Consider the following 12439-nt stretch of genomic DNA (forward strand, 5'->3'; position numbering starts at 1 on the left):
TCATATTTGTTAATGAAATCTAATATACAATGAAACCCAGTCTCATTTTTTTACTTCTATTTCTAACATGTGGCTATACTTCACAGTCAATAGCTCAAAATTATAAGGATGCACAATCCGGCATTCGAACTACCATAGGTGACATAGATATAGAGCTTCGCTTTTACACCCCATCTTGTGTAAGAATTCTAAAATCTCCACAAAATCATCAATACAAAAAGGAAAGCCTTTCGGTTATCGATAATAATCGTGCTGTAAATATAGAAAAAAGACAAAAGGGAGATATTCTTATATTAAAGACTCCATCGATGCATGTTACTCTGAATTTAAAATCGGGGCAAATGTTTTTTTACAATGCGCAGAATAAACTTTTGCTAAAAGAAAAAGGCAAGCCTGTATTTACGGATTTTGATGATGCCGGAGAGAAAACGTTTTCGGTCTCTCAAAAATTTGCTCTTGAAAAGGATGAATCGATTTATGGTTTAGGGCAGCTGCAAAATGGAAAAATGAAGCAACGAAATTTAACCAAATATTTAATTCAGGGAAATGTGGAGAATGTTGTAACATTTTTCCAATCAAATAAAGGCTATGGTGTATTTTGGGACAATTATTCTCCAACTACATTTAAGGATGATCAAGAAGAGACTTCTTTCACCTCTGAGGTAGGAGACTGTGTTGATTATTACTTTATGTATGGCGGAAATTCGGATGGAGTAATTGCTCAAATGCGCGAACTTACAGGGCAAGTACCTATGTTTCCGTTATGGACATACGGTTTTTGGCAAAGTAAAGAACGATACAAAAGTCAGGATGAAACAGTTGGTGTTGTAAAAAAATATAGAGACTTGGGAGTTCCTCTTGATGGAATTATTCAAGATTGGCAATACTGGGGACATAATTATCTGTGGAATGCGATGGACTTTCAAAACCCACTATTTAACGATCCTCAAAAAATGGTTGATGATATTCATTCGATGAATGCTCATATGATTATTTCCATTTGGTCGTCATTCGGTCCTGCAACAAAGCCTTACAGAGAACTCGACAAAAACGGATTACTATTCAATTTTACAACATGGCCTCAGTCCGGTATGGATACTTGGCCTCCAAATATGGATTATCCATCGGGTGTGCGTGTATATGATGCGTATAGTCCTAAAGCGCGAGATATCTATTGGAAATATTTAAATAGCGGTCTTTTTAAATACGGAATAGATGGATGGTGGATGGATTCTACCGAACCCGACCACTTAGATTGGAAACCCGAAGATATGGATACCAAAACTTATCTCGGTTCGTTTCGAAAAGTGCGTAATGCATTTCCATTGATGACAGTAGGCGGTGTTTATGACCATCAGCGAGCTACCTCTTCGAATAAACGTGTATTCATACTTACCCGTTCTGGTTTTGCCGGTCAGCAAAGATATGGAGCTAACGTTTGGTCAGGGGATGTTAGTTCATCTTGGGAATCTTTACGCAATCAGGTTCCGGCTGGTCTTAACTTTTCTATTTGTGGGTTGCCTCATTGGAATAGCGATATCGGAGGTTTCTTTGCCGGTGCTTATAATAAAACGTGGAATGACGGCAGTGCAACTCGTAATCCAATGTTTCAGGAATTGTATGTTCGTTGGTTACAATTTGGGGCTTTCAATCCGATGATGCGTTCCCACGGAACAGATACGCCAAGGGAAATTTATCATTTTGGAACAAAAGGAGAGTCTATTTATGATGCCATTGAAAAAACGATTAATCTGCGCTATGCCCTTTTACCATATATTTACTCTACTTCATGGGAAGTAACCAATAAGCAGTCTAGCTTTATGCGAGCTTTAGTGATGGACTTTCCGAATGATCCTAAAGCGTTAGACCTTAATGACGAGTTTATGTTTGGCAAGTCAATCCTTGTAGCTCCTATCGTGAAAGCACAATACACACCCGAAAAGATTGTAAAGGTAAATGAAGAAGAAGGATGGAACAGAGATCAAGCAAAAGATGCGGATGGCAATATGGTTGTTGATTTTACAGCGAAGAAGCGTACTCAGGTATATCTCCCGGCAGGAACTACTTGGTATGATTTCTGGACTAATCAACAATATAAAGGCGGACAAAGAATAGAGCTGGAAACATCTATCGATAATACTCCATTATTTATTAAAGCCGGAAGTATTATTCCATTTGGACCAAAAGTACAATATGCTACAGAGAAACAATGGGATCACTTGCAACTACGTGTATATACAGGTGCTAACGGGTCATTTGTTCTTTACGAAGATGAATTTGACAATTATAATTATGAAAAGGGAGAATATACTGAGATTCCTATTACATGGAATAATGCTTCCCGTACCTTAATTATCGGAGATAGAAAAGGATCTTATAAAGGGATGTTACTTAGTCGAAAATTCACAATAATTCTTCAGGATGCTACCCAAAAGACAGTTGAATACGATGGTAATAAGTTAGAAATAAAATTTTGATATATACTTAAATATAGAATAAAAGAAAAAATGAAAAGAATTGTTTGTTTAGTTTTTATAGCCTTTTTTATGTTTCAGGCATATAGTCAGAAAGCAACAGTGACTAGCCCTGATGGACTATTATCGGTAAATATTTTCCTTGATAATGGTATTCCTATGTATGCCGTTGAGTATAAAAATAAGACTATGCTCGAGAAGTCTCCATTAGGTATTATTACAAATGAAGGTGACTTTAGTAAAGGACTCGAATATATTTCAAAAAAAGAGGGAGCAGTAGATAAAAAATATACACAAGATAAGATAAAGCAATCAGAGATCCATTATAATGCAAATTCTTTGATATGCACATTTCAGAATTCAAAAGGGAATCAAGTATCTATCCTGTTTCAGGTTAGTAACAATAACATTGCTTTCCGTTACGAACTTCCGGAATGGGGTGAAAGAAAGGCTTGTGTTATAGAAAAGGAAGCTACAGGTTTCAAATTTCCTCAATCGACTACAACCTTTTTGTCATATATGATGAGTCCGATGCAAGCCTTTGCTCGTACTTCACCGAGTTACGAAAGTGGTTATACCAACGATGAACAAGTAGGAAAACCAACTCACGAAAATCAAGGATATGTTTTTCCCGGTCTATTTCGTATAAATGATGCCGGCTGGGTTCTTGTTTCAGAAACAGGAGTCAACAGTTTGTATTGCGCATCACATTTAAGTGATGGTACGCAAGAAGGCTTATACACAGTAGCATTTCCGGATAAAAGGCAAAATAACGGATTTGGCAGCACAGGTGCTCAAGTTGGTTTGCCCGGTATTACACCTTGGCGTACGATAACTGTAGGAGAAACTCTCAAACCTATTGTAGAAACTACTATTCCATTCGATGTTGTTGACCCTCTATACCAAGCAAGTCAATCATATAAATATGGTCGGGCAACTTGGAGTTGGATTGTATGGCAAGATAATAGTATGAATTGGGATGATCAGGTAAAATATATTGATTTAGCTTCCGAAATGGGATACGAATATATTTTGGTGGATGCATTATGGGATGTAAATATCGGCTATACAAAAATTGAAGAGTTGATAAAATATGCGAAATCAAAAAATGTAGATGTGTTTTTGTGGTATAATTCTAATGGAGGTTTTAATGATGCTCCTCAAGGACCAAGAAATAAGATGAATACATCTATTTCACGTAAAGAAGAAATGAAATGGCTAAAGAAGATTGGGGTTAAAGGACTGAAAGTTGACTTTTTCGGTGGTGATAAGCAAGAGACGATGCGCTTGTATGAAGATATTCTTTCAGATGCTAACGATTATGGACTGATGATTATTTTCCATGGATGTACTCTTCCTCGTGGTTGGGAACGTATGTATCCGAACTATGTGGGTAGCGAGGCTGTATTGGCGTCTGAAATGCTTGTGTTTTCGGAAGGTATACGAGAAAATGAGGCATTCTTTTCGACGCTGCATCCGTTTATTCGCAATACGGTAGGATCTATGGAGTTTGGTGGTGTATTCTTGAATAAATTCCTGAATAAAGGGAACAAGCAAGGACAAAAACGATTGACGACCGATGCTTTTCAGCTGGCAACAGGTATTTTATATCAGAATGCTGTTCAAATGTTTGCTCTCACACCTAATAACCTTACAGATACACAAGGCTTCATTCTTGATTTTATGAAAAAAATACCCACAACTTGGGATCAGACATTATATATTGACGGATATCCGGGGAAATATGCTGTGATTGCCCGCCGTAATAATGACCAATGGTATGTTGCCGGAGTAAATGCCTTGAAGGAAACTCAGAAGTTAAAATTAAACTTGCCTATGTATGCCGGTAAGAAGATTAAAATGTATAATGATGATAAAAACAGAGAAACCTATTTGAAGGAAATAGAAGTGAAACAGAATGGAGATGTAGAAATATCTATTTTGTCTCAGGGAGGATTTGTATTAACTTATTAAAATAAATTATGAATATAAGATTAACTCTTTTAAGCTGTTTTATGTGTCTTTTTGTTATTAATTTATCACAAATTAAAGCACAGAACCCACTTATACAGACAAGATATACGGCCGATCCGGCTCCAATGGTATATAACGATACCGTATTCCTTTATACCACCCATGACGAGGACGATTCTCAGGGATTTAAAATGCTCGACTGGTTGCTTTATACCTCTACGGATATGGTAAACTGGACAGATCATGGGACTGTTGCATCATTAAAAAGTTTTAGTTGGGTTACAAAGGATAATGGAGCTTGGGCTCAACAAGTTGTTGAACGAAACGGTAAATTCTATATGTATTGTCCGATACATGGGCAAGGTATTGGCGTTTTAGTCTCTGATTCTCCTTATGGGCCATTTAAAGATCCTATAAACAAACCACTTGTCTGGCAAAAAGAACATTGGGAGGATATAGATCCCACAGTTCTTATAGACGATGATGGACAGGCATATATGTATTGGGGGAACCCGAATGTTTATTATGTGAAGCTGAATGAAGATATGATTTCTTATTCTGGAAATATTGTGAAATTAGATAAGAATCCTGAGCATTATCAGGAAGGACCATGGGTATATAAACGAAATGGACATTATTATATGGCTTTTGCCGCTACTTGTTGTCCCGAAGGGTTAGGGTATGCCATGAGCGACAAACCTACAGGCCCGTGGACAACTAAAGGATACATAATGAAACCAACTCAGCGTACAAGAGGAAACCACCCTGGTGTAATTGATTATAAGGGTAGTTCTTATGTGTTTGGGTTGAGTTACGATTTAATGCACCTCGAAACCTTCAAACATCATGAGAGGAGGTCGTCTATGGCAGCAAAAATGCATTATAATGCGGATGGAACTATTCAGGAAGTTCCATATTGGACAGAGAATGTATTAGAGCAAATTGAATTATTTAATCCGTATCGCAGAGTAGAAGCCGAAACTATGGCTTGGGGATATGGTTTGAAAACGGAAAAAATGCCTGATGGCAGAATTTGTCTTACCGGAATAGATGATAATGAATCATTGTGTATTCGTGGAGTTGATTTTGGTAAAGGAGCAAAAGAATTTTCAGTGCTTGCAGCATGTAATGTAAATGGTGGTTATATCGATATTCGCCTAGATAGTACCAGTGGCCCTTTGATCGGCACATTAGAAGTAACTCGTTCGGGTGCAATGGACAGGTTTAAGTTGATGTCGTGTGCAGTAAATGGAGCTAAGGGGGTTCATGACCTTTATTTTTGTTTTAGAAGCACCTCTCAGAAAAATAACTTGTTCTTCCTTGATTATTGGGAATTTAAATGAAATTAGAATCCGAAAAAAATATGAAAGAGAAAATATACTTAATAATGTTGGCAATATTTATGCCAACATTATTGCAATCACAGAATCCGATCATACAAACGATGTATACAGCCGATCCGGCTCCAATGGTGTATAATGACAGATTATATGTTTATACAACTCATGATGAGGATAACTCTACATGGTTTACAATGAATGATTGGAAGTTGTATTCTACAGATGACATGGTTAACTGGACAGATCATGGTGTAATTCTGAAATATACAGACTTCGAATGGGCTAAAGGTGATGCTTGGGCTCCTCAATGTATCGAGCGTGATGGGAAATTTTATATGTATGTACCTGTTATATCCGGAATAAATAATAGGGGGGCAATAGGTGTTGCAGTGGCTGATAGTCCGTATGGTCCTTTTTATGATGCTCTTGGTGAACCTTTGGTACAAACAGAATGGGGTGATATCGACCCTACAGTATTCATTGATGATGATGGTCAGGCTTATCTTTACTGGGGAAATCCCAAGTTGTACTATGTTAAGTTAAATGAAGATATGATCTCTTATTCGGGCGATGTAGTCCGTGTTCCGATGGTTGCAGAATCATTCGGCAAAAGAGAAAATAATCCGGAGAGACCAACTTCATATGAGGAAGGACCATGGTTATATAAGCGTAATAATCTTTATTATTTATTTTGGCCGGGAGGACCTTTACCCGAATTTATAGGATATTCGACAAGTAAAAGCCCTATAGGACCATGGAAATATGGTGGTATTGTTATGCCTACAGAAGGTAAATCTTTTACAAACCATCCCGGAGTGATTGATTTTAAAGGGAAAACTTACTTTTTCTATCATAGTGGAGCACTGCCCGGTGGAAGCGGTTTTACAAGGTCTGTCTGTGTCGAGGAAATGACGTTTAATACAGATGGTTCTATCCCTCAATTGAAAATGACTGAAGGAATTAAGCAAGGAATAGGTGCTCTCAATCCTTATCGAAAAACAGAAGCCGAAACAATTGCATGGTCTGAAGGTATAAAGGCATCTCAAAATAAACAGGTTGGAGTCTTTGTGACCGCAAAAAAGGATCGGGCATACATAAAAGTTAGAGATGTTGATTTCCAAAACAAAGGAGCTTCTAAGTTTTTTGCACGAATAGGAACTACTCATAATGCAAATGTTACATTTGAAATTCGTCAAGATAAACTAGATGGGGCTTTACTCGGTACAATAAAAGTTCCACGTACCGGCGGCAGTGACAGATGGAAGTTGGTTTCGATTGATGTTCCTAACATAACAGGTGTACATGATTTATATTTCGTTTTCAAAGGGCCTCAGAATACTGATGTCATGTACTTTGATTATTGGAGGTTTGCTGAATGATATAATGCTTTTATAGTCAATTATATCTTTAGATTTTACTATTAAATATGCATTTATATGAAAAAAAATATTCTTTTTATTGTATTGTTTTTTATGTCACTTAATATGTCCATTTTAGCTCAGGAAAAGTTTCATGTTTTTTTATGTTTTGGGCAATCCAACATGGAGGGGCATGCGAAGATTGAAGCGCAAGATACTATTGATATAGATGGTCGTTTTATGGTGTTACAGACTGTTGACTGTCCTGAACTGGGACGTTTTAAGGGGAACTGGTATAAAGCTATTCCACCATTAGCACGATGTCATACAGGACTTAGTCCGGCTGATTATTTTGGAAGGATGATGGTTGCAAATCTTCCGTCAGATATGAAGGTTGGTGTAATCAATGTTGCAGTAGGAGGTTGTAGAATAGAACTTTTTGATAAAGAAAATTTTCAATCTTATGTAGATCAATCTCCAGAATGGCTCAAAAACATGGTTAATGAATACGATGGCAATCCTTATGCCCGATTGATAGAAATGGCTAAGCTGACTCAAAGTCAGGGTGGTGTGATTAAAGGAATATTACTTCATCAAGGTGAATCTAATAACGGAGAAACTGATTGGCCGGAAAAAGTCAGAAAAGTATATGACAATATACTAAAAGATCTCAATCTTGAGCCGAATTCAATCCCCTTACTAGCCGGAGAACTATTAGATGAAGAACAATATGGCGCATGCGCAAACATGAATTTAATAATAAATACTTTACCCAATGTTATACCGAATGCCCATGTCATTTCTTCAAAAGGATGCGAAGGGGTTAAAGACCGATTGCATTTTAGTGCTGTCGGATATCGAACTTTAGGAACTAGATATGCAGAGAAAATGCTGCAATTGTATAAAGAAAGTTCATTAAAGAAGTAATTAAAGTGTACTTATGGAAAAATATTATTGTAAATTATTATTCTCCGTACTTTGCTTGTTTTCTTTGATATCTTGTAATCATAATAAACATATCGAAGTTACTCCATGGGAGACAGGAGCTTTTGAATCGCAGAAATATAGGAATCTTTTTACTGAAGTAGGATACTCTAAAGAACAGGTTGATGAGAAATTACAGGGAATATTTCAAAATCTCTTTTTCGGTCCGAATAAGATTTACTTTGAAGTAGGAGATTCAATGGCTTACATATCAGATGTAAAAAATCATGATGTGCGAACAGAAGGAATGTCTTATGGAATGATGATTGTCGTACAACTGAACAAGAAGGATATTTTTGATCGTTTATGGCGTTGGAGTAAAAAGAATATGCAACATCAAGATGGACCTTTTGAAGGTTATTTCGCATGGAGTTGCAAAACCGATGGAACGCCTAATGCAAAAGGACCGGCGTCTGATGGAGAGCTCTATTATATTACTTCTTTGATATTTGCATCTAATCTTTGGGGAAATGATGAAGGAATCGATTATTTGAAAGAAGCTCAGAATATACTTAACTGTTCGATGAATAAGGGTGGGGGAAAGGAAGGAGTGACCAACCTTATTGATGCAGAGCACAAACTGATTACTTTTGTGCCTTTCAGAGGGGCCGCTCTGTTTACCGATCCATCGTATCACATTCCTGTATTCTATGAAGTTTGGGCTAAATGGGCAGAAGATGGACGTTCTGAATATTGGAAAGAATGTGCTCGCTCTAGCCGAGGGTATTTGCATAAGGCTGTACATCCTGTAACAGGCCTAACTCCTGATTATTCATATTACGATGGAAGGCCATTTCGTACAGAATATGGTATTGTAGGTGAAGATTTTCGATTTGATTCATGGAGAGTCCCTTTGAATATAGCATTAGATTATTCGTGGAGTTGTGCAGACAAAGAATGGCAACAAGACTATGGCACTAAGATACAAAGTTTCTTATACTCTCAAGGGTTGGAAACATTTGTAGACCAGTATACGATTGATGGAGGAATGGTTTCTGATACATTACCGGCAGGGAGCTATAAAAAGAATTTAAGACACTCCTTAGGATTAGTTGCTACAAGTGCTGCAGCAACTACAATGTCTACTTATCCTAAGAGGAGTGAATTTATTCATCATCTTTGGAATTCTGAACATAAGCCATACGAAGATGGATTTTTCGATGCATACTATGATGGACTATTGTATTTGTTTGCTTTTATGCATTTAAGTGGAAACTATAAAATAATATTTCCGTCCTAACTATTAAATATCTAATTATTATGAAAAACTGTATTTTGCTGTTTATTTTAGTTCTGTCTATTGCCTCTAAAGCTACAGCACAAGATTTAGAAGGAGGTATTTCTTCTGAGTACAATATTCCTGAAGGTCAATATCCTATAGTGAATAGAGATTTAAGTGCTACATTCCGTATCCAAGCTCCTTCTGCGCAAAGCATGCAAGTTGATATATGTGGAAAAAAATATCCGATGACAAAAGATGCAGCCGGTATATGGGAAGCAACAACCGACCCATTGGTGGTAGGATTTCATTACTACTTCTTATTGATAGATGGAGTATCTGTAGTAGATCCCGCCAGCCAGACGTTTTTTGGTTGTGGAAGAATGGCGAGCGGCATAGAAATTCCGGAACCTAAAGCAGAATCTGTCTATTATTCGTATCAAAAAGATATTCCTCATGGACAAGTTAGAGAATGTTATTATTTCTCGAAAGTAGAGGAGAAGCAACGTAGATGTTTTGTATATACCCCTGCCGAATATGAAACGAATTCTACAAAACGTTATCCTGTACTGTATCTTCAACATGGTATGGGCGAAGACGAAACCGGCTGGAGCAGACAAGGAAAAATGGCATTTATTTTAGATAACCAGATAAGTGAAAAGAAGTCTGTTCCGATGATTGTTGTAATGGATTATGGTAATTGTGGATATATACATGGAACTAAAAAAGGAGAATCTCAAAAGGAGTTTGGAGCATTATTTACTCCAATACTTATAAATGATATTATACCTTATATTGATTCAAATTTCCGGACCCTTTCGGATAGAGATAACAGAGCCATGGCCGGTTTGTCGTGGGGAGGTCATCAGACATTTGAGACTACATTGAATAATATAGATAAGTTTTCGCATATAGGAGCTTTTAGTGGTGCTCTTTTCTTTTTGAAAGAAGACAATATAAAGAAAGCCTACAATGGTGTTTTTGCGCAGCCTGATGTTTTCAACAAAAAAGTACATACTCTTTTCTTAGGTATGGGGTCTGAAGAGGGAATGGGCAGCAAACGCATCAGTGATTTCTTAAAGGAAAATGGGATAAATAATACATATTACGAATCTCCAGGAACTCATCATGAGTGGCTTACTTGGAGACGATGCCTTAATCAATTTTTACCTCTAATATTCAAACAAAAACAATGAAAAAGCTGTTTTTTCTATTCAGTGCATCTCTGATTTTATTAGTAAGTTGTACTACATCTAAGGTGAAATCATTTGTAGATAACAATTATGATACACCTATTGGCTTCGATCAACGCAAACCGGATGTAAGGTATGGTGTAGTTAACGATGTCAGCTATTTTTCGAAGACAACGAATAGCAATAGGCTCGCTAAAATAATTTTACCGCCAAATTATGATAAGAATAAGAAATACCCGACCTTATATCTTCTTCATGGTTTGGGCGGAAATGAGAATGACTGGTTTGGCGGCAATCCGGATCAAATTATATCGAACTTACTCCATGAGGGAAAATGTAAAGAAATGATAGTTGTTATTCCCAATATCAAAGCTAGGCATGATAGTGTGAAAGTTGCCCCGGAGTTTTACTCTGTCCAACATTTTAAGGAATATGATAATTTTTTGAATGATCTTCAAAATGACCTGTTGCCATATATAGAGAAAAATTATCCGGTACTTTCCGGACGAGATAATCGTGCTGTAGCAGGTCTATCCATGGGAGGTCGTTCTGCTCTCCATATTGGAATAGAAATGATTGATGAATTTGCATATATCGGAGCATTCACTCCTGCAGTAGGTGTTCTGCCTTATGATGTAGAGAAAGGTCTTTTTACACAAGAAACGCTTACAGTGCCTTCAAAGTATAAGAAATCGACTTTGATAATGATAGTAAAAGGAAGCAATGATGATGTCGTAAAAGAATGGCCAGAAGTATATAATAACACACTTAATAAGAATGGAGTAGAACATATCTATTACATTACACCCGGAGGGCACGATTTTGATGTATGGAAGAATAGCCTGTATAATTTTGTCAGACGAATATTTCAAGAATAAACAAGTTTTACTTATTAGAGAATATAATATAGATCGTAGTTAAGTGTTTAACTATCTGTGTCTTTATTCTAGTTGTTGTATATTCATACTTTTGTCTGATGACGCAATATTATATATTGAATACGAGTCGGATAGATAATTATAAAAAAGATGGTATATTTGCATGTAATAAGTGTTTATTATACACTCTATTGTTTGTTTTTAATTTAAATAAATTGAGATGACACCATCATTCTATAAAGAGCAAGAAAAATTCTATATATCCGTCGACTGTATAATACTTGGTTTTAAAGATGATAAAATGTACTTACTTATTTCGAAGCGAAAATTTAACCCATTAGAAGGTCATGATACACTCATGGGTGGATTTTTGCGTTCGAATGAACATCTTAATGAAACAATCTCTCGTGTTGTTTATGAATATACAGGTATTCAGAACGTATATATGGAAGAGGTTGGTGTATATGGCGATATTAATCGTGATGAAGGAGAACGGGTTGTGTCTATCGCATATTATGCATTGATTGATCTGGAATTGTTCGATGATAAACTTTGTAAGGTTCACAATGCCAGATGGGAAGAAGTGGATAAGGTTGGAGAATTAGTTTTCGACCATAACCAGATGCTATCAGATACATTAGTGATACTTAGACGAAAAGCTGCGACTCAGCCTATCGGTTTCAATTTATTACCTGAAAAATTTACTTTACCTCAATTGCAATCCCTTTATGAAGCAATCTATCAAACAAAATTAGATAAACGTAATTTTAGAAAGAAGATGCTGGAAATGAATGTTTTGGAAAAGCAACAGGATAAAGATAAATCAACCTCGAAGCGAGGTGCTTTTTACTACAAATTCAACAAAGAAAAATATGATGAATTATTGAAAAAAGGGTATTCCTTTTTTTCATATGTTGATTAACACTGGTTATATACCATTAATATTATCGTAAAAAAGAACCAAGACTCAGCTAGTCTTGGTTCTTTTTTATTTTAATGTAAAGGTAATACTTAAACAG

At 36.4% G+C, this 12439-nt stretch carries 9 protein-coding genes; all 9 read left to right on the plus strand.

The window, feature by feature from the left end; all coding sequences use genetic code 11:
- The first annotated feature begins 29 nt into the window (after window positions 1-29).
- The 9 genes from E4T88_RS04410 to E4T88_RS04450 all read left to right on the plus strand — a co-directional run bounded on the left by E4T88_RS04410 (window position 30) and on the right by E4T88_RS04450 (window position 12342).
- Window positions 30-2477 (plus strand): glycoside hydrolase family 31 protein, encoded by a 2448-nt coding sequence (locus tag E4T88_RS04410; protein ID WP_135104247.1) that lies wholly within the window; start codon window positions 30-32, stop codon window positions 2475-2477.
- Between the two features lie 30 nt (window positions 2478-2507).
- Window positions 2508-4448: a glycoside hydrolase family 97 protein gene (locus E4T88_RS04415; RefSeq protein WP_135104248.1), complete on the plus strand. Its 1941-nt coding sequence runs from the start codon at window positions 2508-2510 to the stop codon at window positions 4446-4448.
- A 41-nt stretch (window positions 4449-4489) separates the two neighbouring features.
- The gene (locus E4T88_RS04420) at window positions 4490-5791 is read left to right on the plus strand and encodes a glycoside hydrolase family 43 protein (protein ID WP_228093757.1); all 1302 of its coding nucleotides are present in this window, start codon (window positions 4490-4492) and stop codon (window positions 5789-5791) included.
- A gap of 20 nt (window positions 5792-5811) precedes the next feature.
- Complete coding sequence (locus E4T88_RS04425) at window positions 5812-7167, plus strand: glycoside hydrolase family 43 protein (RefSeq protein WP_135104250.1); 1356 nt, start codon at window positions 5812-5814, stop codon at window positions 7165-7167.
- 105 nt (window positions 7168-7272) lie between these two features.
- Window positions 7273-8073, plus strand: a complete 801-nt coding sequence (locus E4T88_RS04430) for a sialate O-acetylesterase (RefSeq protein WP_260393668.1) — start codon at window positions 7273-7275, stop codon at window positions 8071-8073.
- 13 nt (window positions 8074-8086) lie between these two features.
- Window positions 8087-9370, plus strand: a complete 1284-nt coding sequence (locus E4T88_RS04435) for a family 8 glycosyl hydrolase (protein ID WP_135104252.1) — start codon at window positions 8087-8089, stop codon at window positions 9368-9370.
- 20 nt (window positions 9371-9390) lie between these two features.
- On the plus strand, window positions 9391-10545 hold the full coding sequence (locus E4T88_RS04440) for an alpha/beta hydrolase-fold protein (protein WP_135104253.1): 1155 nt from the start codon (window positions 9391-9393) through the stop codon (window positions 10543-10545).
- Window positions 10542-11420 (plus strand): alpha/beta hydrolase, encoded by an 879-nt coding sequence (locus E4T88_RS04445; RefSeq protein ID WP_135104254.1) that lies wholly within the window; start codon window positions 10542-10544, stop codon window positions 11418-11420. Before E4T88_RS04440 ends, E4T88_RS04445 begins: the two co-directional genes overlap by 4 nt.
- 220 nt (window positions 11421-11640) lie before the next feature.
- Window positions 11641-12342: an NUDIX hydrolase gene (locus tag E4T88_RS04450; RefSeq protein ID WP_135104255.1), complete on the plus strand. Its 702-nt coding sequence runs from the start codon at window positions 11641-11643 to the stop codon at window positions 12340-12342.
- The last annotated feature ends 97 nt before the right edge of the window (window positions 12343-12439 follow it).

This window comes from Dysgonomonas mossii (assembly GCF_004569505.1).
Lineage (GTDB): Bacteria > Bacteroidota > Bacteroidia > Bacteroidales > Dysgonomonadaceae > Dysgonomonas.

Bases quoted from the DNA above. Each gene is read 5' to 3' on its own strand.
- E4T88_RS04420 (WP_228093757.1), top strand. From the start codon at position 4,490: ATGTGTCTTTTTGTTATTAATTTATCACAAATTAAAGCACAGAACCCA.
- E4T88_RS04410 (WP_135104247.1), top strand. From the start codon at position 30: ATGAAACCCAGTCTCATTTTTTTACTTCTATTTCTAACATGTGGCTAT.
- E4T88_RS04445 (WP_135104254.1), top strand. From the start codon at position 10,542: ATGAAAAAGCTGTTTTTTCTATTCAGTGCATCTCTGATTTTATTAGTA.
- E4T88_RS04440 (WP_135104253.1), top strand. From the start codon at position 9,391: ATGAAAAACTGTATTTTGCTGTTTATTTTAGTTCTGTCTATTGCCTCT.
- E4T88_RS04450 (WP_135104255.1), top strand. From the start codon at position 11,641: ATGACACCATCATTCTATAAAGAGCAAGAAAAATTCTATATATCCGTC.
- E4T88_RS04415 (WP_135104248.1), top strand. From the start codon at position 2,508: ATGAAAAGAATTGTTTGTTTAGTTTTTATAGCCTTTTTTATGTTTCAG.
- E4T88_RS04425 (WP_135104250.1), top strand. From the start codon at position 5,812: ATGAAAGAGAAAATATACTTAATAATGTTGGCAATATTTATGCCAACA.
- E4T88_RS04430 (WP_260393668.1), top strand. From the start codon at position 7,273: ATGTCCATTTTAGCTCAGGAAAAGTTTCATGTTTTTTTATGTTTTGGG.
- E4T88_RS04435 (WP_135104252.1), top strand. From the start codon at position 8,087: ATGGAAAAATATTATTGTAAATTATTATTCTCCGTACTTTGCTTGTTT.